Here is a 23,642-nt window from a genome sequence, read left to right as displayed (position 1 = left end):
CCGCCCCGGCGTGACCCCGTGGGGGCCGGGCCGGGACCCGAGGATGAGGTACCCCGCCGGGTAGCGGTGAAACGCGGGCCTAGCTGGAATCCGGCCGCAGCAGGGCCATCGCGGCGCGCACGGCGACGCCGGTGATGTCACCGATGCGGCCACCGTCCTCGACGGTGGTCGCCATCAGCTCGCGCAGGCCGCCGAGCAGCAGGATCGCCAGGGGCCTCGGCACCGGGCCGATTCCGGCGGCCCGCAGCTCGCCCGTGTCGCACAGGGTCTGGATCATGGTGACGAAGGCGTCCATCACGTCGCGTTGCAGCGTGCGGGCCGCGGCTCCGAGCGACGGCAGGTCGCGGATCCAGCTCAGGGTCAGCGCGGGCGCGGACTCGGCCGCGGCGATCCAGGCGAGCACCGCCTGCCGGATCTGCTCCTCCCACGCCGCCTCCGGGTCCACGGCGGCCGTGATCTGCCGGATCATCTCGGCGTTGGCGTCGGCGAGCAGCGCGACGAAGCACGCCTCCTTGTCGGAGAAGTGTTCGTAGAACGTTCGCCGGGACGTACGGGCGCGGCGGACGATGTCGGCGACGGTGGTGCCCCGGTAGCCGTGCTCGGCGATCCCGGCGGCCAGGGCGTCCAGCAGGCGCCTGCGATGGCCGCCCTGGTCCTCGTGCGCCGCCGTGGCGGGCGGCCCGTGGCGGGTCGTCGTCACCGGGTTCACGCTATACCTCTCCCCGGTCGTGGCTCTTGTCCAGCATGGTACCGCCGCGTACCGTACTGCTGGTACGTCGACGTACCAGGTGGGAAGGTGGCAGCGGCGGTCATGACCGAACAGCGAGCCGACACCGGCGGCGGCATCAGCCTTGCCTACGAGCGCATCGGCGAGCCCGGCGGCGAGCCGCTGCTCCTCGTCGCCGGGCTCGGCCAGCAGCTGCACAGCTGGCCCACGGCGTTCTGCGAGCGGCTCGCCGCGCGCGGGTACGAGGTGATCCGTTTCGACAACCGCGACGCGGGACGCTCCACGAGGGCGGCCTTCCGGCCACCGTCCGTGCCGGCGATGCTGCTCGGCCGCTGGCCCGCGGAGCAGTACAGCCTGGGCGACCTCGCCGCCGACACCGCGGGCCTGCTCGACGCGCTCGGCCTCGACAGCGCGCACGTGGTCGGGGTGTCGATGGGCGGCATGATCGCGCAGACGCTGGCGGCCACCCACCCACGCCGGGTCCGTACCCTCACCTCGATGATGTCCGCGACGGGGTCGCGCAGGGCGGGGCTGCCCGCGCCGTCCACCTGGCGGCTCATGACCGCGCGCCCGCCGCGCAGCCGGGCCGAGGCCGTGGAGCACGCGACGCGGATGTTCCGCCACATCGGCTCGCACGGCTTCCCGTTCGACGCCGAGCACGTGCGGGAACAGGCCGGGCTCGCGTGGGACCGCTGCCCCTCGGCGGCGGGAACCGGCCGCCAGCTGGGCGCGATCCTGCGTTCTGGCAACCGCACGGCCGAGCTGCGGTCGATCACCGCGCCGACACTCGTCATCCACGGCGACCGCGACCGGATGGTGCACCCCACCGGTGGCGCCGCGACGGCCCGCGCCATCCCCGGCGCGCGGCTGGAGACGATCCGCGGGCTCGGCCATGACCTGCCCCGGGGTGTGTGGCCGCGGTTGCTGGACCTCATCGACCACCACGCCCGCCGTGGCGAGCGGCCCGCGACGACAGGGAGCGCCGATGCGCCGAGTGCCTCGTAGCCGGACCGGCGAGCACGTCGACGTGCTCATCGTCGGTGCAGGCCTGTCCGGCATCGGCGCCGCGCACCAGCTGCAGTCCGCGCTGCCGGGGCGCACCTACACGATCCTCGAGGCACGCGACACCCTGGGCGGCACCTGGGACCTGTTCCGGTACCCCGGCGTGCGCTCGGACTCCGACATGCACACCCTCGGCTACCGGTTCCGGCCGTGGGCCGACGCCAAGGTCATCGCCGACGGCCCCTCCATCCTGCGCTACGTCCGCGACACCGCGGCCGAGGCGGGCATCGACCGGCACATCCGCTTCCGGCATCGCGTGCGGCGCGCCTCGTGGTCCACAGAGGACGGACTCTGGACGGTGGAGGCCGAGCACGACGGCGAGCCGGTGCGGCTCACGGCGAACTTCCTCTACGTCTGCGCGGGCTACTACCGCTACGACGCGGGCCACGCACCCCGGTTTCCCGGCAGCGAACGGTATCGCGGCACGCTCGTGCACCCGCAGCACTGGCCGGATGAGCTCGACCACACCGGCAAGAAGGTGGTCGTGATCGGCAGCGGTGCCACCGCCGTGACGCTGGTGCCCGCGATGGCCGAGCGCGCCGCGCACGTGACGATGCTGCAGCGCTCACCGACCTACATCCTCGCGCTGCCGTCGGAGGACCGGCTGGCGAACCGCCTGCGGCGCCTGCTCGGCCCGCGCCTGGCCTATCCGATCGTGCGCTGGAAGAACGTCGCGGTGGCGACGCTGCTCTACCAGCTGAGCAGGCGCCGCCCCAGGCTCGTGCGCGGGCTCATCCGCAGGGCCACGATCGCCCAGCTTCCACCCGGCTACGACGTCGACACGCATTTCCGGCCGTCGTACCAGCCGTGGGACCAGCGGCTGTGCCTGGTGCCGGACGGCGACCTGTTCCGCGCGATCCGCCAGGGGCACGCGTCGGTGGTCACCGACCATGTCGAGGAGTTCACCGAAACCGGGCTGCGGCTGCGTTCGGGCGCCGAACTCGACGCCGACATCGTGGTCAGCGCCACCGGCCTGAGCCTGCTGGCCTTCGGCGGCATCGAACTGGAGGTCGACGGGCACACTGTCGCGCTGCCGGAGACCATGGCGTACAAGGGCATGATGCTGAGCGGCGTGCCCAACTTCGTGTTCACGATCGGCTACACCAACGCCTCGTGGACGCTCAAGGCCGACCTGGTCAGCGAGTACGTGGTCCGGTTGCTGCGGCATCTGGACCGGCACGGCTACGACTCGTGCGTGCCGGTCAACGACGACCCGGCCGTCACCGAGCGACCGCTGCTGGACTTCGACGCGGGCTACGTGCTGCGCGCGATCGACCAGTTCCCCCGAGCGGGCTCGCGCAGGCCATGGCGCCTCGGCATGAGCTACGCGCACGACCTGCTGGCGCTGCGGTACGGGCGGATCGACGACGGCAACCTGCGGTTCGCGCGCACGCCGGACGTGGTACCCAGCCGGCAGGGCTGAGCAGGGCCGAGCGAGACTCAGGCGGCCTCGGCGGAGCCGACCCCGAGCCTGCCGAGCAGCTCCGGCTCGTGCAGCCGCGCGACCGGCGCGAGCAGGTCCGGATGGCGCAGCAACGGCGTCGCCTCCCGGTCGCGCTCGTCGGGGCGGGTCAGCCGCCGGAAGTCGAACGGCACGCCCGTCACGTGCTGGCAGCCCGCGGCCAGCTCGGCCGCGGCCGACGCGAGCCGCGGGTCGGCGAGCAGGCACGCGGCCCAGCTCGCGACCACCTCGTCGACCCAGCCCCGCCATTCCTCGTCGGTGTCGGTGAGGTCGGTCCCGGTCACCCAGTCCAGCCGCTCCGAGCCGCCGGGACCGGACAGCATCATCAACCCCACGTCGAACGTGGTGGGGTAGCGCAGCCAGGCGGCGATGGTGGTGGCCTGCCGGGCCTGTGCCTCGGCGAGCGTGGCGCTCATCGCCCCCGGCGGGGCGGGATAGGCGCGGAGCAGCCAGCGGGTGGTGGCCGCGATGACGGCCTGCAGGTCTGCGGACACGGGGTGGAACCTCACAAATCGCGGGCACGAAACAGGCCGGACACCGCCGGAAAGGAAGGCCAAACCACGTTCGTGTGAAATGTCTGACCACGCTAACAGCGAATTCGCCGATTTCCCCAGTGCCGTTGCTCACGTCTGCCCCGGCCGCGTTCAGTCGCGTTCCTGTTCCACCTCCGCCAGCAGGGTGAGGGTGATCCGTGCCAGCTCGGCGGGCGCGGAGTAGTTCAGGGCGTGCCCCGCGCCGGGAACGTCGGCGAACCGGCCTCGCGGCAGCAGTGCCGCGACGGCGCGGGCCCAGTCTTCCGGCACGATCGGATCGCGGCCGCCACGCACGACCACAGCCGGTGTGTGCACGTGGCGCAGCTTGTGCTCGACGGGATCGCGCAGCGCGAAGCGAAACGTCGCGGCCAGCCGCCGTGGCCCGCAGACCAGGTAGTCGCGTGCCAGGGTGGACACGATCCCGGGGTGCTCGAACGGGACGTCGGCCAGCAGCCTGCTCACCTGCCGCCACGCCGAGCGCGCGTGGCGATCGACCGTCGGCCCGGTGAGCACGACGGGTCCGAGCAGGCCGGGGGAGTGCGTGGCGAGATCGGCGACGAGCTGGCAGCCCAGCGAATTGGCCACGAGCGGAACCCGGCCCCGCCCGGTGACGCGGAGCCAGTCGGCCAGTGCCCGGGACAGCCCACGGACGTCGAGCGGCGTGCGCGGACCGGGCGTGCGGCCGAAACCGGGCAGATCCGGCGCCACCACCCTGGTGTCCCGGGCGAGGTGCCGTGCCAGGGGCAGGAAGTACCGATGGGAACAGCCGAGGCCGTGCACGCACACCACCTCGGCGCCGGCGGGCCGGCCGAGCACGGCGGCGTGCACCCTGGTGCCCGCCGCCGTGGTGATCTCGCTGCCGTCCCAGCCGGTGTCCGCGTCCGTCACCCGCACCCCCTGGGCATACCCCGCGGGGACAGGGCGAACCGGCCTCGTGCCGCCCGCGTGAGTGAACCCGGCGGTTACGCCGCCGGGCAGCCCGGGTACACGCCCGGACGACCCGTGTGCAGAACCTCTGTCAGGAAGGACACGGACCCCATGACCGACGTGTCGAGCAAGGGACCGGACCGCGGAGACGACCGCGAGGTGCTCACCAACCGCCAGGGCCACCCCGTCTACGACAACCAGAACCAGCGCACGGTCGGCCCGCGCGGCCCGGCCACCCTGGAGAACTACCAGTTCCTCGAGAAGATCAGCCACTTCGACCGGGAACGCATCCCTGAGCGCGTCGTGCACGCCCGCGGCACCACCGCCTTCGGCTTCTTCGAGGCGTACGGTGCGTGGGGCGACGAGCCCATCAGCCGCTACACGCGGGCGAAGCTGTTCCAGGACAAGGGCAAGCGCACCGACGTGGCCGTGCGCTTCTCCACGGTGATCGGCGGCAGGGACTCCTCCGAGGCCGCCCGCGACCCGCGCGGTTTCGCCGTGAAGTTCTACACCGAGGACGGCAACTGGGACCTGGTCGGCAACAACCTGGCCGTGTTCTTCATCCGCGACGCCATCAAGTTCCCCGACGTGATCCACGCGCTCAAGCCCGACCCGGTCACGTTCCGGCAGGAGCCGAACCGCATCTTCGACTTCATGTCGCAGACCCCGGAGAGCACGCACATGCTCGTGAACCTGTTCAGCCCGCGCGGCATCCCGGCCGACTACCGGCACATGCAGGGCTTCGGCGTCAACACCTACAAGTGGGTCAACGAGGCGGGCGATACCGTGCTCGTGAAGTACCACTGGATGCCCAAGGCGGGCGTGCGCAGCATGACGGAGGCCGACGCCGCGGCCGTCCAGGCGCACGAACTCGGCCACGCCACGCGCGATCTCCGCGAGTCGATCGGCCGCGGCGAGTACCCGGAGTGGGAGCTGCTCGTGCAGATCATGTCCGACGCCGAGCACGCCGAGCTCGACTTCGATCCGCTCGACGACACGAAGGTGTGGCCGGAGAACGAGTTCCCGCCCAGGCCGGTGGGCCGGCTGGTGCTCGACCGCACCGTCGGCAACGACTTCGCCGAGAACGAGCAGATCGCCTTCGGCACCGGTGTGCTGGTGGACGGCCTCGACTTCTCCGACGACAAGATGCTGGTCGGCCGCACGTTCTCCTACAGCGACACCCAGCGGTACCGGGTGGGGCCGAACTACCTGCAGCTGCCGGTGAACCAGGCGAAGAACGCCCGGGTGCGCACCAACCAGCGGGACGGCGCGATGACCTACTACGTCGACCAGGGCGGTGGGAACCCGCACGTCAACTACGAGCCGTCGATCACGGGCGGGCTGCGGGAGGGTCAGTACCCGACCCACGACGAGCAGGGCCCGCCCATCGAGGGCAGGCTGACCCGCAAGCGGATTCCGCGCACCAACGACTACGTGCAGGCGGGCCAGCGGTACCTGCTCATGCAGGACTGGGAGCGCGACGACCTGGTGCACAACCTCGTCACGCAGCTGTCGCAGTGCGAGCGGCCCATCCAGGAGCGCATGGTGTGGCACTTCCTGCTCGCCGAGGACGAGCTCGGCCTGCGGGTGGGTGAGGGGCTCGGCATCGGCCCCGGCGACGTGGCGCACCTGCCGCCGCTGGCGAGCCAGGACCTCACCGAGGAGGACCGCAAACGGCTCGAGAATCTGGGCCGCAACGGCCGCCGGGACGTGGGCGAGCTGCGGATGACGCACTGTGTGGCCAACGAGCGGGCCGAGGTGGCGCGCACCTGACCGCCACCAATGCGGCACTCGTAGCGCTGAGCGCCACCAATGCCGCATTCGTAGCGTTGAACGCCACCAATGCCGCATTGGGGAGCTTGCCGGGCGGGCGCTCGGGAGCGGGTGGTGTTCAGCGGGGGCGGGGAGCGGGGCCCGTGGACTCGCGGATCGCCAGGTGTGAGGGAAGCACCACCTGCGAGGCGGGGCGGGCACGCGTGCGGCCGTCACGGGAGCCGAGAAGCAGGTCGACGGCCAGCCGCCCGGCCTCCTCGAACGGCCCGGCCAGCGTCGTCAGGGGCGGCGAGCAGAAGTCGGCGCCGAAGATGTCGTCGTAGCCGACCACGCTGATGTCGGCGGGCACTCGGACGCCTCGCCCCGCGAGCCGCCGCAGCATGCCGATGGCCAGCAGGTCGTTGTGGGCGATCGCGGCGGTCGCACCCTGCCCGATGGCCGCGTCGGCGGCGGCCGCACCCCCGCGCACCGCGGGCGGGAACGGCCCGAGCCTGGTCGGCGTCATGCCGAGCTGGCGCGCGGTCGACCGGATCACCTGCCACCGCTTGGCCGCGGTCCACGACCGGCGCGGACCCGCGAGGTAGATCACCGATGTGTGCCCCAGTGAGGCCAGGTGCTCCAGGATCTGCCGGGTGCCGTCCTCGTGGTCGACCATCACGCTCGGCACGCCGTCGACCTGCCTGCTGATGAGTGCCAGCCGGTGCTTGCCCGCCAGCTCCCGGATCTCGGCGTCCGCCATGCGGCTGGCGGCGATGACGAACCCGTCCACCGAGCCGCCGAGCCGTTCGACGTGGTTGGACTCCAGCTCCGGTGACTCCTCGGTGTCACCGAGAATCAGCGTGTACCCGCTCGCGCGGGTCTGCTGCTCGGCGCCGCGGATGATGCCGAAGAAGTGCGGGTTGGTCACGTCGGAGACACACAGCGCCAGGGTCTGCGTCCGCCCCGAGGGCAGGGCCCTGGCGAGCGGGTTGATGCGGTAGCCGAGCCGTTCGGCGACGGCGAGGACGTGCTCCCTGGTCCGTTCGTTCACCCGGTCCGGGTTGGCCAGCGCACGGGACACCGTGGAGGTCGCGACGCCTGCCTCCTTCGCGACGTCGTAGATCGTCGGCCGCCTGCCCGCATCCCGCGCCATTGCCGCTACCCCGCTCCGCTCGGCTGTGGCGACGCTACGCGCGATGGCAACATTTGGCAACCGCTTGTCATGGTGTTGCGGCCGACTTAGGGTCGGCTGCGCTTGCGGCGGAACACCGCTGCCACCAGGCGGTTCTTTCGCCGACTCACTGTCGAGAGGGATACGGGTTGATGAGGGCGATCGTCCTGACGCGGCCGCACCGGGTGGAGCTTGTCGACGACTGGCCGGAGCCGCGACCGCGTCCCGGCGAGGTGGTCGTCGGCATGCGCGCCGTCGGCCTGTGCGGGTCGGACCTGGGCGTCTACGAAGGACACCGCGCCGTGCCCGAGCTGCCGTGGGTGATGGGCCACGAGGGCGGCGGCCAGATCGTCGCGACGGGCGACGGCGTCACCGACCGGGTCGCCGGGCAGCGGGTCGTCATCGAGCCCAACTACAGCTGTTTCCGTTGCCGCTGGTGCCGGGAGGGTGTGACCTCGGCGTGCGCCGAACGCGGCGTCGTCGGCATGAACCTGCCCGGCCTGCTCGCCGAACGGGTCGCTGTGCCCGCCCGCTTCACCTGGCCGGTTCCCGAGTCCACACCGGACACGACGCTCGCGTGCGTCGAGCCGCTGGCCGTCGCCAGAGCGGCCGTGCGGCGGGCCGGGGTGAGAGCAGGCGACGAGTGCCTGGTGGTGGGTGCGGGCTCGCAGGGTCTGCTGCTCTGCGTGGCGCTGCTGGCAGGCGACGCGCGGCCGTACGTGGTGGAACCACTGGAGGGCAGGCTCGCGCTCGCCGAGCGCATCGGCGCGAAGCGCATCGACCCCGGCGACGCACACGGCTTCCCGGTGGTGTTCGACACCGCGGGCGTGCCCGCCACGTGGCAGCTGGCGCTGCGTGCCGTGGCCGCCGCGGGCACCGTCGTGGTCATCGGCATGAACGGCGCGCCGGTGTCGACGTCCACGATGGACCTCGCGAGGAGGCAGCTGGTGATCCGCGGCTCGCTCATCTACGACCACCCGACCGACTTCGCCGACACCCTCGCCGCCGTCACCGGTGACGAGCTGGATCCCGCGCAGGTGCTCCAGCGCGGCGTGCGCCCGGACGAGGCCGCCGACGCGTTCGCCAAGGCAAGAGCCGTGCCCGGCAAGTCGTGGATCGATCTGTCGGCCTGGCAGGAGGATCGCGATGGCTGATCCGGCACCGGCAACCGGGCGGAAGACCACGCCGCACCCGCGCGCGGGCGTCGTGGACGCGGCGCTGCGCTGGGTGTCGCGGACGGAGGCCGCCGTGGGCGGGCTGCTGCTCACGGTCATCTTCGCACTGATGCTCGTCCAGGCCGGGCAGCGGTACCTGCCCGGCGGAGGCTGGGTGTGGACCGGCGAGCTCGCGCGGTTCGGTCTCGTGTGGATGACGTTCGCGATGGCCGGCTACCTCATGGGCCGTGACGAGCACGTCACGCTGAAGGTCATCGACTACGCGCCCAGCAGGCCGCTGCGCCGGACCGTCGCCGTCTTCGCCGACGTCATGGTGGCGATCGTGTGCCTGAACCTGGCCTACGAGGCGTTCGGGCTCGTGCTCGAGCAGACGAGCCAGACCACGCCCGCGCTCGGCCTGCCCGTCGGCTACTTCTACGTGATCCCCCTCGCCGGGCTGCTGCTGACGACCGTGCGCTCGGTCGTGGCCGTGTTCCGGCCGCGGGCGACCGGAAAGGAGCGGACCGCATGAGCATGGCGCTGCTGGCCGGTGCCATCGTCGCGCTGCTGGCCCTGCGGGTTCCCGTGGCCTTCGCGCTGCTGGGACCCTGCCTGACCTACGTCACGATGGAGGGCCACTCGTTCGGCCTGAGCATGCGGGAGGTCACCGGCGCGATCGACAGCTTCCCGTTGCTGGCGGTGCCGCTGTTCGTCCTCGTCGGCGTCGTCGCCAACCACGCGGGCATCGCCGACCGGCTCTTCGACTTCGCGCTGTCGGTGATCGGGCGCATCAAGGGCAGCCTCGGCTACGTCAACATCGGCGTGAGCCTCGGCTTCTCGTGGATGAGCGGGTCGGCGCTGGCCGACGCCGCCGGGCTGGGCAAGGTGGAGGTCCCCGCGATGGTCCGCAACGGATACTCCACGCGGTTCTCCGTGGGCGTCACCGCGGCGTCCAGCCTCATCGGCCCGGTCATGCCGCCGAGCATCCCGGCGGTGATCTACGCCTCGATCGCCGCCGTGTCCACGGGCGCGCTGTTCGCGGCCTCCGTCGTTCCCGCGTTCCTCATGGCCACCTCGCTGGCGATCGTGGTGTTCCTGTGGGCCCGCAGGCAGTCCGGACTGGAGTCCCAGCCGTTCGACTGGGCCCTGCTGCGCACGGCGGCCGTCCGCGTCGCCGGGCCGCTGCTCACCCCGGTGATCATCCTCGGCGGCATTCTCGGCGGCGTGTTCACTCCGACCGAGGCCGCGGCGGTGGGGGCCGCCTACGTGCTCCTGCTCGGCTTCGCCTACCGCACCGTCCGGCTGCGCGACCTCGGGGGCATCCTGCGGGACACCGCCGCCACCACGGCCTCCATCACCCTGATCCTCGGCGCGTCCGGACTGCTGGCCTGGATCCTCGCCAGGGAGCAGGTTCCCCGTGCCGTGGCCGGGGCGATGCTCGGATTCACCGACAGCCAGGTGGTGTTCCTGCTGCTGGTGAACGTACTACTGATCATCCTCGGCGCGGTGATGGAGGGCACCTCGGTGCTGGTGATCACGGTGCCGATCCTGCTGCCGATCGCCGTCGAGTTCGGTGTGGACCCGCTGCACTTCGGTGTCATCGCGATCATCAACCTCATGATCGGCCTGCTCACCCCGCCGATCGGAGCCGTGCTCTACGTGCTCAGCCCCGTCACGGGCCTGCCGGTGCACGAGGTGTTCCGCGGCACCGTGCCGTTCCTCGTCCCGCTGCTGGCCGTGCTGCTGCTGGTGACGTTCGTGCCGTCGGTCGTCACGTTCCTGCCCGGTGTGCTCGGCCTCTAGACCCCCGTCGGTAACCAACAGGAGGCAACGATGCCGACTCGGAAATCCCTCGCACGATTCGCCCTGGCGCCGGTGGCGCTGGTGCTCGCCGCAGGCTGCACGGCCATGGGCGGCGGCGACGACGACGGCGGCGACGGCACCGTGACGCTGTCGTTCGCCAACAGCTACACCGACCAGCATCCGCACACCCGGTGTGGCATCCAGGCCGTCGCCGAGACCATCAACGGCATGGACAACGGCGTCACCATCGAGACGTTCCCCAACAGCCAGCTCGGCGAGGACGCCGAGCGGTTCACCTCGGTGATGTCCGGCGACGTCGACCTTGACGTGCAGGGCTCGTCGGCACTGGCGTCGACCTACGCGCCGATCGGCGTGCTCGACATGGCCTACGCTTTCGAAGGGCCGGACCAGCTGTTCGAGTTCTTCGACAGCGCCGCGGCGGACAGGCTCAAGGACGGCTTCGCGCGCAAGACCGGCACGCGCATTCTGGACGTGTGGTTCTTCGGCATGCGCCACTTCACGGCCAACAAGCCGATCCGCGAGCCCGCCGATCTCCAGGGTCTGCGCATGCGCTACCCCGACTCGCCGGTCTATCTGGCCAACGCCAAGGCCGTCGGTGCCAACGCCACCGCCGTCGCGTTCGAGGAGGTCTACGTCGCGCTGCAGCAGGGCATCATCGACGGTCAGGAGAACCCGATTCCGACGATCGCCGAGCAGAGCTTCGACGAGGTGCAGAGCCACGTAAGCCTCTCCGGTCACCAGACGGGCTCGCAGCTGATCGTGGTCAACGAGGGCAGCTGGCGCAAGCTCTCCCGGCAGCAGCAGGACGCGCTGCAGAAGGCCGTGCACGAGACGAGGGCGAAGAACCGGACGTGCATCGAGCAGGAGGAGCGGAAGGTCCTCGACGAGTGGAAGCGCAACGGCGGGATGACCGTCGTCGAGGACGTCGACCGGCAGGCGTTCGCCCGGCGGGCCGAGGACTACTTCACCCGCACGCTCTCCGGCGAGCAGCGGGAGGCCTACGAGCAGATCCGCCAGTCGGCGAAATGAGCGGTGAGCGGGCCGGACACGAGGAGGTGAGGCGGATGCGGCGGTCGATCGCCACGGTGTGCCTTTCGGGCACGCTGGAGGACAAGCTCGACGCGGCGGCCGCCGCCGGGTTCGACGGCGTGGAGATCTTCGAGAACGACCTCATCGCCTCGCCACGGTCGCCGGAGCGCATCCGCGAGCACTGCGCGGACCTCGGCCTTGCGATCGAGCTGTACCAGCCGTTCCGCGACTTCGAGGCGGTCGGACCGCAGACCCTGGCGCGCAACCTGCGCCGCGCCGAGCGCAAGTTCGACGTCATGGAGCGCCTGGGCACGGCCACGATGCTGGTGTGCTCGTCGGTCTCGCCGGAGACCGTGGACGACGACGACCTGGCCGCCGAGCAGCTGCACACGCTGGCAGAGCGGGCGGGAAGGCGCGGGTTGCGCATCGCCTACGAGGCGCTGGCGTGGGGCCGGTTCGTCGACACGTGGGAGCACTCGTGGGAGATCGTCCGGCGCGGTGACCATCCAGCGCTGGGGCTGTGCCTGGACAGCTTCCACATCCTGTCCCGCTGGGACAGCGGCACGGGCGGCGCCGACCCGGCACGGATCGCGGCGATCCCGGGGGAGAAGCTGTTCTTCCTGCAGCTCGCCGACGCTCCCCACCTCAACATGGACGTGCTGCAGTGGAGCAGGCACCACCGGCTGTTTCCCGGGCAGGGCGCGTTCGACCTCACCGCGTTCACGGCCGCCGTGCTCGACGCCGGGTATCGCGGGCCACTGTCGCTGGAGGTGTTCAACGACGTGTTCCGGCAGTCGGCGCCGGATCGCGCCGCCGTGGACGCCATGCGTTCGCTCGTGGCGCTCGAGGAGTCGCTCGCCACGCGGCCCGCGGTGACGAGCCGCGCCCGGGCCGCGCTCGCCTCGCCGCCACCACCGGCGCCGGAGCTGGCCGGGCTCGCGTTCACCGAACTGGCGGTGGACGGCGAGTCCGGGCACCAGGTGGCGCGGGCGCTGGCCGCGCTGGGCTTTGCCCACATCGGCGAGCACCGCTCCAAACCCGTCCAGCTGTGGCAGCAGGGTCAGGCGCGGATCCTGCTCAACGCCGGCGCGGAGCGGGCCACGGCGGTGAGCGCCGTCGCCGTGGAGAGCGCCGACCCGGAACGCTCCGCGCAGCGGGCCGAGGCATTGCTCGCGCCCCGGCTGCCGCGCACCACAGGGCCTGCCGAGGCAGACCTCAGTGCCGTGAGCGCGCCCGACGGCACGGCCGTGTTCTTCTGCCGCACGGGCGCTGGCGAGCAGGGCTGGCTCGGCGACTTCATCCTCACCGGCACCGTGCCGTCCACCCCTGCCGGGCTCACGCACATCGACCACGTGGCACTGGCCCAGCCGTTCGATCACTTCGACGAGGCGACCCTGTTCTACCGTGCCGTGCTCGGCCTCGATCCCCGGCACGACAGCGAGTCCGCCGCGCCGTTCGGGCTCGTCCGCAACCGGGCGGTGACCGACCCGCGCGGCCGGGTGCGGATCGCGCTGCACGGCGCCGTGTTGCGCCGGGGCAGCTGGGCGCCGGGTGTCCCCGACCCGCAGCACGTGGCGCTCGCGACCGGGGACATCTTCGCCTGCGCACGGGCGATGCGGGCCAGGGGAGCGCCGCTGCTGTCCATTCCGGACAACTACTACGACGACCTGGACGCGCGCCTTGACCTCGACCCCGCACTGCTGGCGGCCCTGCGGGAGTGCCACGTGCTCTACGACCGCGACGAGCACGGCGAGCTCTTCCATTGCCACACCGAGGTGCTCGGCGACCGCGTGTTCTTCGAGATCGTGCAGCGCCACGGCGGCTACGCGGGGTACGGGGTGCCCAACGCCCCGGTCCGGATGGCGGCACACCGCGCCGCTCGCCGCTGACGCCGGGCCCGGGCGTCAGGTGTCGTGCAGGATCACGCCCCGGACGTTGCTGCCGGCGTGCATGTCCGCGTAGGCCTGGTTGACCTCCTCCAGCCGGTAGGTCTTGGTGACCAGCTCGTCCAGCTTGAGCCTGCCGGACCGGTACAGGTCGGCGAGCCTGCTGATCTCGAACGACGGCGTTCCCATGCCGAAGATGACGCCCTGGATGCGCTTCTGCATCATCGACAGCATCCACAGGTTGATGGGCAGGCCCTCGTCCTTGATGTCGCCGATGCCGGTGACCACCACGGTGCCGAACTTGCCGATCGCGTCGACGGCCTTGGCGACGTGCTCGCTGGTGGTCACGCCGACGGCGACCACCACCGAGTTGGCGCCCTGCCCTCCGGTGACCGAACGGGCGAACTCGGCGGCCTCGTCGATGTCGGCGAAGGTGTGCGTCGCGCCGAAGGTCGTGGCCATCTCGCGCTTGAACGGCGCGGGATCGACCGCGATGACGTACGAGGCCCCCCGCGCGGCCGCCGCCTGCACGGCGTTCATGCCGACGCCGCCGGTGCCCATCACGATCACGGTGTGCCCGGCCTCCACCTCGGCGCCGTACTCCGCGGAGCCCCAGCCGGTGGGCACGCCGCAGGAGAGCAGGGCGGCGACGTGGAACGGGATGTCGTCACCGATCTTGGTCAGCGAGAACTCGGAGACGACGGCGTGCTCGGCGAACGTGCCGACCATGGTCATCTGACCGACGTCGGCGCCGTCGTGGTGCGCGCGGTAGGTGCCGTCGGCCATCGACCCGGCCAGCGCGTACATGCCGAGGTCACACAGGTTCCCGCGGCCCGACGCGCAGGGCAGGCACCGGCCGCACGACGGCACGAACTGGGCGACCACCCGGTCGCCGACCGCCAGCGAGCGCACCCCGGGGCCCACCTTCTCGACGACACCGGCGCCCTCGTGGCCGCCGATGAGCGGCAGCCTGCCGACCGGCATGTCGCCCGTGGCCGCGTGGTCGTCGGAGTGGCACAGCCCCGCCGCGACGAACCGGACGAGCACCTCGTTCGCCGACGGTTCGTCCAGGTCCACGTCGACGATCTGCCACTTGCCCGGCTGCTCCAGCAGCGCCGCGGCGCGGGTTCGCATCGTTGTCCACCTCCAAGGCAGGCCGGACACCCCACCGTTGGGGAGCCGCTCCGCGCATAATAGAACGTGTTCTATTTCCGCGCCAGGGCCGGCGCCGGCTCGGCCCGCTCAGGAGTCGCAGGCGATGCCGTCGCCGTCCCGGTCCAGGTCGTAGACGTCGCTGCCGACGACGCGCACCGGCCCGCTCACGTAGGCAGGGCCGTTGCCGCTGCCGCCCGCGCAGTCGACGTCGCTGGCCACGGGCACGCAGCCGGTGTAGTTCGGGTCGCATTCGGGTGCGGGTGGGGGCGGCGCGGGCTCCGGCTCCGGCGCAGGCTCGGGCTGGGGGCGGGGTGGTGGCTGCGGAGCCGGAGGCGGCTTCGGCGCGGGCGGCTTCGTGACCGGGGGCGCGGGTGGTTTCGTCTCCGGTGGCGGAGGAGCGGCCTCGGGTGACGGGGGAGTGCTCGCGACGGTCGTCGTCGGCGCAGCCGCGGTGGTGGTGAGCGAGCCCGGGTCACCCGAGGTCGGCGTGGCCGGGTCGAGGATGCTGCTGATGGCAGCGATGACGAGGAACGCGCCGGCGACCGCGGCCGCGATCCACAAGGGACGCTTCCAGCGGAACCCGCCGCGGGACGGCGGGTCGGACGCCACCGCGGGCATCGGGGTGGTCGCTGCCGCGGCTCCGGCCCCGGCGGCGGGAAACACCGCGGTGCCCTCGGTCCGGCGGGGCAGGCGCAGCACCATCTCGAGACCCTTGCCGCCACGCCGGATCAGCGCCTCGCACCCCGGCCTGCCGCCCTGCTCGGTCACCTGGCCGATCAGCGGCCCGTAACGCTGCGACATCGCGTAGGTCAGCTCGCCGACCCGCACGCCGTCGAGCCGCACCTCCACGGCGTACTCGCCGCGATACCTGCCCGCACCGATGACGCACCAGCCGAGCTCCACCGCGACGTGCCGTTGACCGCCCTCCGCGACCGGGTAGCGGGCGAGCACCTGCTGGTGGTGCTCCTCGCGGGTGACCGCGACGGTCGTCTCTGCCGCGAGCAGGAACAGCCCTGCCGACGAGTTCTCCATCACGCACTCTCCTGCCGCCGTGCGGGTCTGCGACGACAGTCGGTGAGCCGGGTCCGGCGTTACGTTCCCCAGTTCAGACGGCGTGGGGCCGCAGGGCCGCGTCGGCGCCGCCGTCGATGACGAACTGGGCGCCGTGCACGAATCCCGCGTGCGGTCCCAGCAGGTAGACGATGAGGGAGGCGATCTCGTCCGGCCGGCCGTGGCGGCCGAGCGGGGCGGTGAAGCCGCGGATGCTCGCGCCGTACCGCGGATCGTCTTCACCCGCCCGGAGCAACGGGGTGTCCACGGCACCGGGCGCGACCGTGTTGAGCCGCACCCCCGCGGCGCCCCACTCCACCGCGCGGCGCCGCACGGCCACCGTCAGCGCGTTCTTCGCCGCCGCGTAGGCGAACTGGCCCCGGTACTCGCCCGCGGACGCCACCGCCTTCTCGACACCGGAGAAGTCACCGCTGTCCACGGCTGCCGCGATCGGGTTCGTCTCCCAGGTCAGGTGCGCCGCCGCGACCGAGGACACGGCGACGGCCGCGGGGCCGCTGCCCGCGCGCAGCGCGGGGAACAACCCGTCGAGCAGATCGACCGCACCGAGGTAGTTCACCGCGACGATGCGGGCGGGGTCGTCGACGTGCGGGCCGAGGCCGGCGCAGGCGACCAGCCCGTCGAGCCTGCCCGAGCAGCGGTCGAGCACCGCGTCCACCGCCCGCTGCCTGCCCTCGGCCGTGCTCAGGTCGGCGGTGACGTCGGCACCGCTCAGATCGACGCCGACGACGGCGTGCCCGGCCTCGCGCAGGGCCGCGCGGGTCGCGGCGCCGATGCCGGACGTGCTGCCGGTGACGACCGTCGTCGACATCAGTGGCTCTCCTCGGCCGTGAGCACGCAGCGCGTGCCGCGGTAGATGGTGGGCATGCATCGGTTGCAGTGCACGCAGAGCGACCGCGCGTCGGGGTCGGCACGCAGCCGGTGGAGCAGGCCGGGCTCCCGCAGCAGCGCGCGGGCGAGCGCGACGAACGCGAAGCCGTCGGCCATCGCGAGGTCCATGGTCCGCCGGTTCGTGATGCCACCGAGCAGCACCAGCGGAAGCCGCAGCTCGGCCCGGAACTGCCGCGCGCGGTCGAGCAGGTAGGCCTCCCGGTACGGGTACTCGCGCAGGAACCGGCGTCCCGCCAGGCGGATACCGGCCCGCACGGGCTGCGGGAACGCCGCGGCGAACTCGCGGACCGGCGCGTCGCCGGTGAACAGGTACATGGGGTTGAGCAGCGAGCTGCCCGCGGTCAGCTCGAGCGCGTCGACGCTGCCGTCGGCCTCCAGCCACCGCGCCACCTGGAGGCTCTCGTCGAGCCACAACCCACCCGGCACGCCGTCGTCCATGTTCAACTTGGCCAGCACGGCGAGCCTGCCGCCCACGGCGTCGCGGACCGCCCGTGCGATGTCCCGCGCGAGCCGGGCCCGGTTGGCGAGGCTGCCGCCATAGCGGTCCCTGCGCCGGTTCAGCAGCGGGCTGAGAAACGCGCTGGCGAGGTAGTTGTGTCCGAAGTGGATCTCGACGGCGTCGAAACCGGACTCGGCGGCGATCCGCGCCGCGTCGGCGTGCGCGCGCACGATCCGGGCGAGGTCCTCGGCGGTCGCGGCGCGCACCATCCGGAGGCCCAGCGGGCTCGGCATCCGGACGGGGGCGAGCGCGGGCAGCCCGGTGGAGGCGGCATTGGCCACGGGTCCCGCGTGGCCCAGCTGGGCACTGGCCGCGCACCCTTCGGCGTGTACGGCGTCGGTGAGCCTGCGCAGCCCGGGCACGGCCTCAGGTCGCATCCACAGCTGGTGGCGGTCGGTGCGGCCCTCCGGCGACACCGCGCAGTAGGCGACGGTCGTCATGCCGACGCCGCCGCGGGCCGGACGCAGGTGGTACTCGATCAGCTCGTCGGTCACCAGTGCCTGCGGGGTGCGCCCCTCGAAGGTGGCCGCCTTGATGACGCGGTTGCGCAGCCGCACAGGGCCGAGCTGGGCGGGCGCGAAGACGTCCGGCCCGGTCACGGCGCGTCCAGCCCCGCCACCACGAACGCCCGCAGCGACTCGGTCGGTACGCCGGGGCGGTGCTCGGTGCCGCCGAACGGGCTGCCGAAGTGCAGCAGCAGCAGCTGGAACGCCAGCGCCCAGCGGTGCGCGGCCTGCCGCTCGCTCAGGTCCGGCCGGGCCAGGTGGAGCAGGTCGATCCACGGCGCGAGGCTGAACCAGCGGGAGGTCCAGTCGAGGCGCCTTCCGGACAGCACGACGCGAGCGAGCAGGTGCAGCCGCAGCGCACCAACCGGGTCGGCGGCCAGGTCCGCCAGGGGGGTGAGCACCACGTCGGCCAGCTCCGCGACGGTCGGCACCCAGCCGCCGCGCCTGCGTTGCTCCAGCCGGCGCAGCTCGTCCTGCCAGACGGGAGCCAGGCGCTCCTCCAGCAGTGCGGCGACGAGCGCGTCCTTGGAGCCGAAGTGGTAGTGCACGGCGGCCGGGTTGGCGCCTGCCGCCGCGTTGATGGCCCGCACCGAGACGTGGTCGTAGCCGGCATCCAGCAGGAGCCGCTCGGCCACCGTCAGCAGCCGCTGCCTCGTCGAGCCGGTGGTCACCGGCTCCGTCGCCTGGTCCGCCATCCGCCCAGCAGACCACATCACAGTCGTTGATTCAAGCAACAGTTCAATCACTGATGGACAGCGCGGGCACCGGAGGCGGCGATGAGTTTCCCGGCTCCCGCTGGTCTGTCCGGACCGAACCCGGTGTCCGGTGGAGAGTGAGGAGAACGCACGTGGCGAGACTGCTGTACTCGGCGACGATGTCGCTGGACGGATTCATCGCGGGTCCCGGCGGGGACATGTCGTGGCTGACCGAGTTCCTCGGTCCCAACCCGGCCGTGGAGGAGTTGATCGGCGAGATCGGCGCGATACTGGTCGGCAACCGCAGCTTCCGTGGCGACGACCCGCACCGGGGCGATGTCGAGCGCGAGGGCAAGGCGTTCGGCGGCGGCTGGGAGGGCCCGCAGTTCGTGCTCACCCATGTGCCGCCCGCGGAGCCGGTGCCGGGCGTGCGGTTCGTGGGTGACCTGGACAGCGCAGTCGCCGAGGCGAAGGCCGCGGCGGGGGAGCGCTACGTCAACATCATCGGAGCCGACGTCGCCCGGCAGTGCCTGGCCGCGGGGATGCTGGACGAGATCTTCGTCTGCATCGCGCCGGTGCTGCTCGGCGACGGCGTGCGCCTGTTCGACCAGCCCGGGGGCGCCATGGTGAAGCTGGAACGGCTCAGCCTGACCGAGGCGGCGCTGGCGAGCAACGTCCGGCTGCGGGTGGTCGGCTGAACCGGACCGGCCGGTTACCTTCGCCGCCCGCCTGCGGAAGAATCAGCGGCATGGGTGTGCCCGACAGCCGGTTCCTGCGCATGGTGGACGAGCTCGCCGAGGTCGAGCACGCACGGGCGAGGGACTACACGTCGTTCCGGGTCCGCGGCGCGCGGTTCGGCTACCACTGGCCACGCACGAGCACCGCCGGGCTCAAGCAGACGCTCTCCGAGCAGCTGGCGCTCGTGGCCGAGCGGCCGGACGTGTTCGAGGTCCAGTTCACCGCGGGCGGGTTCGGCTGGGTGGTCGTGCACCTGCCGAGGATCGACGCCGACGAGCTGGCCGAGCTGGTCTACGAGGCGTGGCGCCTTTCGGCGCCGGAGGAACTGGTCGAAGCACATCCCTTCGCCGGGGCCCGGTAGCGCGGTGGTCCCGGACGGGCGCAGCCCGGCCCCCGGTGTCCTGCTGGACCGGTGCGCGCGGGTGCTGGGCCACGCGGAGCTGGTGGCCGACCGGTCGGCGAGCCACGGCGAGGCTGTCGTCCTCGAGCTGGCGGGGCCTCGTGGCGTGCGGTGGATCGCCAAGCACGCGCGGCGGGAGAAGAAGTACCGGCAGGAGCTCACGGCGTACGTCGAGTGGGTACCCGCGCTCGGCGCCGCCGCGCCTGCCCTGCACTCCGCCCACGACGACCTGCGCCTGCTCGTGCTGAGCAGGCTGCCGGGCAGGCCGGTCGAGGGCACGCCGGCCGAGCGTGAGCCGGAGGTCCACCGGCAGGCCGGGGCGCTGACCCGCCGGCTGCACGACGGCGCCACGCCGCGGGCCGACGCCGCCTTCGCCGGTGACCTCGCCAGGCGCCTGGAGCGCTACGCCGCACGGGCGGAGAGCCTGCTGACCGGCGAGGAAATCGCGTTCGCCCGTGCCCGGGTCGCCGCACTGGCCGCGCGCCCGCCGGTGACCACCGTGCCGTGCCATCTCGACAACCAGCCGCGCAACTGGCTCGCCGACGAGCACGGCGGTCTGTCCCTCATCGACTTCGGCAACGCGGCGCGGCGGCCCTGGATCTGGGACCTCGCCTCCCTGTGGTTGCGGGTCAGGCCCGGCGCTCCCGCGCTCGCCGATGCCTTCCTCGCCGGTTACGGCCGGGTGCCCACCGACGACGACTGGCTGGAGTTCGAGTCCTGCGCCGCTTTCCTCGGCCTCAGCACCGTCGTCTGGGCCGCCGAGCACGGCGACCCTCGGTTCGCTCAGGAGGGTCGCCGGTGGCTGCGGGACCTCATGGCCGCCCGCGGCCGGGGCGTCACAGGCGAGTGCTGGTGAACGTCCACTCGCCGGATCCCGCGTGGTACACGACGAAGCCCTGCTCCGCGCGCACGAACCGGGCCGCGGGCGGGGCGGACACGGCCTGCCCGCTCGCCGCGGGCACGTGGACCTCGGCGGTCGACCCGACCGGCACCCGGACCGTCAGCCGGAGGCCGTCACCGACCCGCGACCAGCCGGCGGCCGCCTGCCCGCGCACGGTGTCGATCGAGGTGTGCGCCCACGCCAGCGTGGCCGTGGTGTCCGGCCGCACCGTGAACCGTTCGTAGCCCGCGTCGCCGGGACGCAGCCCGGCCACGTTCTCGTACAACCACTGCACGACCGTGCCCTGGAAGTAGTGGTCGCGGGAACGGGAGTCCAGGTGCCACATCTCCCACATCGTGTCGGCGCCGTTGTCGAACCAGTAGCCCCAGCTCGGGTAGCTGCGCTGGCGGGCGATGGCGTGCGCGACGTCGGCGTGGCCGTGGGCGCTGAGCACCCGCAGCAGCACGCTCGTCCCGAGGCAACCCGTGTTGAGATGGTTGCCGCGGGCGGAGATGTCGGCCACCAGGCTCGCCACCACGGACGCCTCCGCGCCCTGCGGGACCATGCCGAATGCCAGGGGCACGGCGTTGGAGGTCTGCCGGTAGTCGGGGTCCCTCGCCGTGCGGTAGTGACCCTCGGGGCCGAGGAACGTCTCGTTGAACGCCGTGCGCAGGTCCGCGGCGACCGAGCGGTACCGTGCCGCCGTCCCGGCGTGTCCCAGCAGCTCGCCGAGCTCCGCGGTGCCGAGCAGCGCGCGGTACAGGTAGGCGGTGGCGGTGAGCCGGGTGTCCTCCGGCGGCACTCCGCCGTAGCCCGGCGGCAGGTAGTCGCCGAGCGCGGTCACGGCGAGACCGTCGCGCAGCGGCCCGATCTCCCAGTCGAGGTAGCGCACCAGCGGCCGCCAGTGCTCGGCGGCGAGCCGGTCGTCGCCGTACACCCGGTACATCTCACGCAGCAGGAACGGATACACCGTGGTCCACTCCGGCGACGGCGCCAGCTCGGCGTAGCCCCAGCCGCCGCTCGGCACGATCACCGGCAGCTGACCGGGCTCGTTCTGGCTGTCGGTGAGGTCGCCGATCCACTTGCCGAAGAACCGCTCCATGCCCAGCGCGTACAGCATCGTCGGCGCGCCGACCTGCGCGTCGCCGGTCCAGCCGTTCTTCTCGTACATCGGCGTGTCGGTGGGGATACCGTGCAGGTTGTTCAGCACCGTGCGCCGCATGGCCGCCTCCAGCCGCTCGTAGAACGGCTCGGAGCAGCGGAAGCTTCCGGTGGCCCGCACGGCGTTGTGCACCAGCCTGCCGAGGACGTCGCCCTCGCGCGGCGCCGCGGGCAGGCCGGTGATCTCGACGTAGCGGAAACCCTTGTAGGAGAACTTCGGTTCCCAGTGCTCGGTGCGCCCGCCCGCGCAGAGGTACTCGTCGGTCTGGAACCGGCCGGGGACGTGGCCGGTCTCGGCGAGCACGCTGCCGTCGCCACGCAGGCGCTCACCGTGCTTGAGCGCCACCCGGGTGCCCGCGGGTGCCCGCACGGTCAGCCGTGTCCAGCCGGCCATGGTGCGGCCCATGTCCACCACGTAGACCCCGGGCCGCTGCTCGGTGACCGACACCGGGCGCACCGTGTCGATCACCGTGATCGGCTCGTGCTGCTGGGCGCGCAGCTCACCGGCGGGTGCGGGCAGCGCCACCGGCTCCCGCCACCCGCTGTCGTCGAAGCCGGTCTCGGTCCAGCCTCGCGGCGCGAGCCGGGCGTCGTAGGTCTCGCCCGCGTACTGCGAGTTGGACAGCGTGGGCCCCTCGGTCATCCGCCAGCGCCGGTCCGAGCCGATCGTGGTGCGGGTGCCGTCCGGGTGGTCGATCTCGAGCTGCGCCAGCAGGCGCGGCTGCCCGTGCCAGGTCGGCCGGTGCCAGTTCCACACGTTGGGTGTGGTCATGCCGTAGAAGCCGCGGCCCAGGGTGACGCCGAGCGCGTTGGCGCCGCCGCGCAGCAGGCCGGTGACGTCGTGCACCGCATAGAGCACGGTGCGGTCGTAGTCGGTGAAGCCAGGGTCGAGCACCGCGTCGCCCACGCGCGTGCCGTTGAGCTCGGCCTCGTAGTAGGCGAGCCCGCTGACGTAGAGCCGGGCCCTGGCCACCGGCTTGGCCACGGTGAACTCGCGGCGCAGCAGCGGTGCCGGGCTCTCCGGCACGGCGACGCTGACACCGTCGCCCCACGGGCCCTGACCGTAGGGGGCGAGGACCACCGCGTCGGCCCAGGCGGTGTCGTCGAAGCCGGGCTCGGTCCAGCCTGGCTCCTCCTGCTCGCTGACGCGCCAGCCGGTGCCGGTGACCAGTTCTCGGGTCTGGCCTCCCGCCAGCTCCACGATCAGCCGCACCAGCAGGCCGCCGGGGTTGATCGCGACGTTGCCCCGGTTGGTCGCCAGCGCGGCGAGCACGACGCGCTCACCCGCCGCGCGCACCTGCGCGGTGACGTCGGCGGTGTGCCCGGTCCGCCAGCCGTCCACCTGCTGTGGTGCGTGCAGTACCTGCGTGCCGTCGAGGTGGAGGGTGAAGTCGTCGTCGGCGGTGGCCACCACCCTGGCGCTCGCGACGGCGGAGCCCGGTGGCAGGTCGAGCGCGGCCCGGAACCAACGCGGGCCCGCGGGTGCGCCGCTGGTGGTCGAACCGGGGGACCAGATCCACGACGCGGCGCCGAAACCCGGCGGCGCGGGCTGCTCGGGCGCGCCGATCCAGTCCGCCTGCCACGGGTCGCCGAGCAGCGCGGTCTCCCACCAGCGCGCGGTGCTCCACGGCGAGACCCGGCCGTGGCCGTCCCACACCCGTACCCGCCAGTGGTAGCGCGTGCGCGGGCGCAGCGCCGGGCCGTCGTACTCGACGCCGACCGACCGCGCGGACTCGACGCGCCCGGAGTCCCAGACCGCGCGTGCCGTGCCGAGGTCACGTGGATCGGTGGCCACCTGGAGCTGGTACTCGCTCTGCCGGGCGCCGTGCCCCTCGGCGGAGAGCACCCAGGAAAGGCGCGGCCTGGCGACGTCGGTGCCGAGCAGGGTCTCGGCGTACTCCACAGTGGTGCGATCGACCCGCAGCCCTCCCGGGGGGCCTGCCGTTGTCACCGCCTCGTCCGCCGTGGCCACCGAGGGCAGTGCCAGGGCAGCGACTCCCGCGCCCACGCCCACCGCCGAACCCTGCAGGAATCTCCGTCTGCCGACACCGCCACCCACGTTGCCTCCCTTGGCCGGTTCGCGGGCGAGACTTTAATGGCCGCCGACGCCGAAAAGGGCCTG

The 23,642-nt window shown here is 72.6% G+C and carries 21 protein-coding genes; 11 read left to right on the top strand and 10 right to left on the bottom strand.

What is annotated here, in order from left to right; genetic code table 11:
* Positions 1–79: 79 nt before the first annotated feature.
* Positions 80–700 carry a TetR/AcrR family transcriptional regulator gene (locus BAY60_RS24100; protein ID WP_112283584.1) on the bottom strand — a complete coding sequence of 207 codons (621 nt, stop codon included), beginning with the start codon at positions 698–700 and terminating at the stop codon, positions 80–82.
* Positions 701–811: 111 nt separating this feature from the next.
* On the opposite strand from BAY60_RS24100, the gene BAY60_RS24095 reads away from it, so the two are divergent.
* Complete coding sequence (locus tag BAY60_RS24095) at positions 812–1,732, top strand: alpha/beta fold hydrolase (RefSeq protein WP_112283296.1); 921 nt, start codon at positions 812–814, stop codon at positions 1,730–1,732.
* On the top strand, positions 1,713–3,212 hold the full coding sequence (locus BAY60_RS24090; protein WP_112283295.1) for a flavin-containing monooxygenase: 1,500 nt from the start codon (positions 1,713–1,715) through the stop codon (positions 3,210–3,212). Before BAY60_RS24095 ends, BAY60_RS24090 begins: the two co-directional genes overlap by 20 nt.
* A gap of 17 nt (positions 3,213–3,229) precedes the next feature.
* Here BAY60_RS24090 and BAY60_RS24085 read toward each other — a convergent pair whose 3' ends face one another.
* Entirely contained in the window at positions 3,230–3,745 is a 516-nt protein-coding gene (locus tag BAY60_RS24085; protein ID WP_112283294.1) for a hypothetical protein, read from the bottom strand.
* Between the two features lie 150 nt (positions 3,746–3,895).
* The gene (locus BAY60_RS24080) at positions 3,896–4,672 is read right to left on the bottom strand and encodes an alpha/beta fold hydrolase (RefSeq protein WP_112283583.1); all 777 of its coding nucleotides are present in this window, start codon (positions 4,670–4,672) and stop codon (positions 3,896–3,898) included.
* 150 nt (positions 4,673–4,822) lie between these two features.
* Here BAY60_RS24080 and BAY60_RS24075 point away from each other — a divergent pair, with 150 nt between their 5' ends.
* Positions 4,823–6,484 carry a catalase gene (locus tag BAY60_RS24075; protein ID WP_112283293.1) on the top strand — a complete coding sequence of 554 codons (1,662 nt, stop codon included), beginning with the start codon at positions 4,823–4,825 and terminating at the stop codon, positions 6,482–6,484.
* A gap of 118 nt (positions 6,485–6,602) precedes the next feature.
* On the opposite strand, the gene BAY60_RS24070 is transcribed toward BAY60_RS24075, so the two are convergent.
* Positions 6,603–7,616: a LacI family DNA-binding transcriptional regulator gene (locus tag BAY60_RS24070; RefSeq protein WP_112283292.1), complete on the bottom strand. Its 1,014-nt coding sequence runs from the start codon at positions 7,614–7,616 to the stop codon at positions 6,603–6,605.
* Between the two features lie 170 nt (positions 7,617–7,786).
* On the opposite strand from BAY60_RS24070, the gene BAY60_RS24065 reads away from it, so the two are divergent.
* Genes BAY60_RS24065 through BAY60_RS24045 form a run of 5 tightly spaced genes read left to right on the top strand, consistent with a single transcriptional unit; the run spans position 7,787 to position 13,530 of the window.
* A complete protein-coding gene (locus BAY60_RS24065) occupies positions 7,787–8,788 on the top strand; it encodes a zinc-dependent alcohol dehydrogenase (protein WP_112283291.1) in 1,002 nt (333 codons plus the stop codon).
* Positions 8,781–9,320: a TRAP transporter small permease gene (locus BAY60_RS24060; protein ID WP_112283290.1), complete on the top strand. Its 540-nt coding sequence runs from the start codon at positions 8,781–8,783 to the stop codon at positions 9,318–9,320. The genes BAY60_RS24065 and BAY60_RS24060 overlap by 8 nt, the downstream gene beginning before the upstream one ends.
* Complete coding sequence (locus BAY60_RS24055; protein WP_112283289.1) at positions 9,317–10,591, top strand: TRAP transporter large permease; 1,275 nt, start codon at positions 9,317–9,319, stop codon at positions 10,589–10,591. The genes BAY60_RS24060 and BAY60_RS24055 overlap by 4 nt, the downstream gene beginning before the upstream one ends.
* Positions 10,592–10,621: 30 nt before the next feature.
* Positions 10,622–11,641, top strand: coding sequence for a DctP family TRAP transporter solute-binding subunit (locus BAY60_RS24050; RefSeq protein ID WP_112283288.1), 1,020 nt, complete (start codon positions 10,622–10,624; stop codon positions 11,639–11,641).
* Between the two features lie 35 nt (positions 11,642–11,676).
* Entirely contained in the window at positions 11,677–13,530 is a 1,854-nt protein-coding gene (locus tag BAY60_RS24045; RefSeq protein ID WP_112283287.1) for a bifunctional sugar phosphate isomerase/epimerase/4-hydroxyphenylpyruvate dioxygenase family protein, read from the top strand.
* Between the two features lie 15 nt (positions 13,531–13,545).
* On the opposite strand, the gene BAY60_RS24040 is transcribed toward BAY60_RS24045, so the two are convergent.
* The 5 genes from BAY60_RS24040 to BAY60_RS24020 form a co-directional block, all read right to left on the bottom strand.
* The gene (locus BAY60_RS24040) at positions 13,546–14,661 is read right to left on the bottom strand and encodes an NDMA-dependent alcohol dehydrogenase (RefSeq protein ID WP_112283286.1); all 1,116 of its coding nucleotides are present in this window, start codon (positions 14,659–14,661) and stop codon (positions 13,546–13,548) included.
* A 108-nt stretch (positions 14,662–14,769) separates the two neighbouring features.
* Positions 14,770–15,717, bottom strand: coding sequence for a hypothetical protein (locus BAY60_RS37600; RefSeq protein WP_211330434.1), 948 nt, complete (start codon positions 15,715–15,717; stop codon positions 14,770–14,772).
* 70 nt (positions 15,718–15,787) lie between these two features.
* The gene (locus tag BAY60_RS24030; RefSeq protein ID WP_112283285.1) at positions 15,788–16,561 is read right to left on the bottom strand and encodes an SDR family oxidoreductase; all 774 of its coding nucleotides are present in this window, start codon (positions 16,559–16,561) and stop codon (positions 15,788–15,790) included.
* Positions 16,561–17,739, bottom strand: a complete 1,179-nt coding sequence (locus tag BAY60_RS24025) for an NADH:flavin oxidoreductase (RefSeq protein WP_112283284.1) — start codon at positions 17,737–17,739, stop codon at positions 16,561–16,563. Before BAY60_RS24025 ends, BAY60_RS24030 begins: the two co-directional genes overlap by 1 nt.
* Positions 17,736–18,341, bottom strand: coding sequence for a TetR/AcrR family transcriptional regulator (locus BAY60_RS24020; RefSeq protein WP_112283283.1), 606 nt, complete (start codon positions 18,339–18,341; stop codon positions 17,736–17,738). The genes BAY60_RS24025 and BAY60_RS24020 overlap by 4 nt, the downstream gene beginning before the upstream one ends.
* Before the next feature lie 152 nt (positions 18,342–18,493).
* On the opposite strand from BAY60_RS24020, the gene BAY60_RS24015 reads away from it, so the two are divergent.
* The 3 genes from BAY60_RS24015 to BAY60_RS24005 are packed head-to-tail and all read left to right on the top strand — an operon-like array spanning position 18,494 to position 20,335.
* The gene (locus BAY60_RS24015) at positions 18,494–19,039 is read left to right on the top strand and encodes a dihydrofolate reductase family protein (protein ID WP_112283282.1); all 546 of its coding nucleotides are present in this window, start codon (positions 18,494–18,496) and stop codon (positions 19,037–19,039) included.
* 50 nt (positions 19,040–19,089) lie between these two features.
* The gene (locus tag BAY60_RS37285; protein WP_112283281.1) at positions 19,090–19,440 is read left to right on the top strand and encodes an MmcQ/YjbR family DNA-binding protein; all 351 of its coding nucleotides are present in this window, start codon (positions 19,090–19,092) and stop codon (positions 19,438–19,440) included.
* 4 nt (positions 19,441–19,444) lie between these two features.
* On the top strand, positions 19,445–20,335 hold the full coding sequence (locus BAY60_RS24005) for a phosphotransferase family protein (RefSeq protein WP_112283280.1): 891 nt from the start codon (positions 19,445–19,447) through the stop codon (positions 20,333–20,335).
* Here the strand turns inward: BAY60_RS24005 and BAY60_RS24000 are convergent.
* On the bottom strand, positions 20,316–23,579 hold the full coding sequence (locus BAY60_RS24000) for a family 78 glycoside hydrolase catalytic domain (RefSeq protein ID WP_112283279.1): 3,264 nt from the start codon (positions 23,577–23,579) through the stop codon (positions 20,316–20,318). The two genes, BAY60_RS24005 and BAY60_RS24000, sit on opposite strands and share 20 nt — an antisense overlap.
* Between the last annotated feature and the right edge of the window lie 63 nt (positions 23,580–23,642).

This window comes from Prauserella muralis (assembly GCF_003202285.1).
Taxonomy (GTDB): domain Bacteria; phylum Actinomycetota; class Actinomycetes; order Mycobacteriales; family Pseudonocardiaceae; genus Prauserella_B; species Prauserella_B muralis.
The sequence above is the reverse complement of the archived record's forward strand: the minus strand, read 5'-3'. Positions and strand labels throughout refer to the sequence as shown.

What these genes read in the sequence shown, in the direction of transcription:
- BAY60_RS24095 (WP_112283296.1), top strand. Translation starts at nt 812, where the DNA reads ATGACCGAACAGCGAGCCGACACCGGCGGCGGCATCAGCCTTGCCTAC.
- BAY60_RS24090 (WP_112283295.1), top strand. Translation starts at nt 1,713, where the DNA reads ATGCGCCGAGTGCCTCGTAGCCGGACCGGCGAGCACGTCGACGTGCTC.
- BAY60_RS24075 (WP_112283293.1), top strand. Translation starts at nt 4,823, where the DNA reads ATGACCGACGTGTCGAGCAAGGGACCGGACCGCGGAGACGACCGCGAG.
- BAY60_RS24070 (WP_112283292.1), bottom strand. Translation starts at nt 7,616, where the DNA reads ATGGCGCGGGATGCGGGCAGGCGGCCGACGATCTACGACGTCGCGAAG.
- BAY60_RS24065 (WP_112283291.1), top strand. Translation starts at nt 7,787, where the DNA reads ATGAGGGCGATCGTCCTGACGCGGCCGCACCGGGTGGAGCTTGTCGAC.
- BAY60_RS24060 (WP_112283290.1), top strand. Translation starts at nt 8,781, where the DNA reads ATGGCTGATCCGGCACCGGCAACCGGGCGGAAGACCACGCCGCACCCG.
- BAY60_RS24055 (WP_112283289.1), top strand. Translation starts at nt 9,317, where the DNA reads ATGAGCATGGCGCTGCTGGCCGGTGCCATCGTCGCGCTGCTGGCCCTG.
- BAY60_RS24050 (WP_112283288.1), top strand. Translation starts at nt 10,622, where the DNA reads ATGCCGACTCGGAAATCCCTCGCACGATTCGCCCTGGCGCCGGTGGCG.
- BAY60_RS24045 (WP_112283287.1), top strand. Translation starts at nt 11,677, where the DNA reads ATGCGGCGGTCGATCGCCACGGTGTGCCTTTCGGGCACGCTGGAGGAC.
- BAY60_RS24040 (WP_112283286.1), bottom strand. Translation starts at nt 14,661, where the DNA reads ATGCGAACCCGCGCCGCGGCGCTGCTGGAGCAGCCGGGCAAGTGGCAG.
- BAY60_RS24030 (WP_112283285.1), bottom strand. Translation starts at nt 16,561, where the DNA reads ATGTCGACGACGGTCGTCACCGGCAGCACGTCCGGCATCGGCGCCGCG.
- BAY60_RS24020 (WP_112283283.1), bottom strand. Translation starts at nt 18,341, where the DNA reads ATGGCGGACCAGGCGACGGAGCCGGTGACCACCGGCTCGACGAGGCAG.
- BAY60_RS37285 (WP_112283281.1), top strand. Translation starts at nt 19,090, where the DNA reads ATGGGTGTGCCCGACAGCCGGTTCCTGCGCATGGTGGACGAGCTCGCC.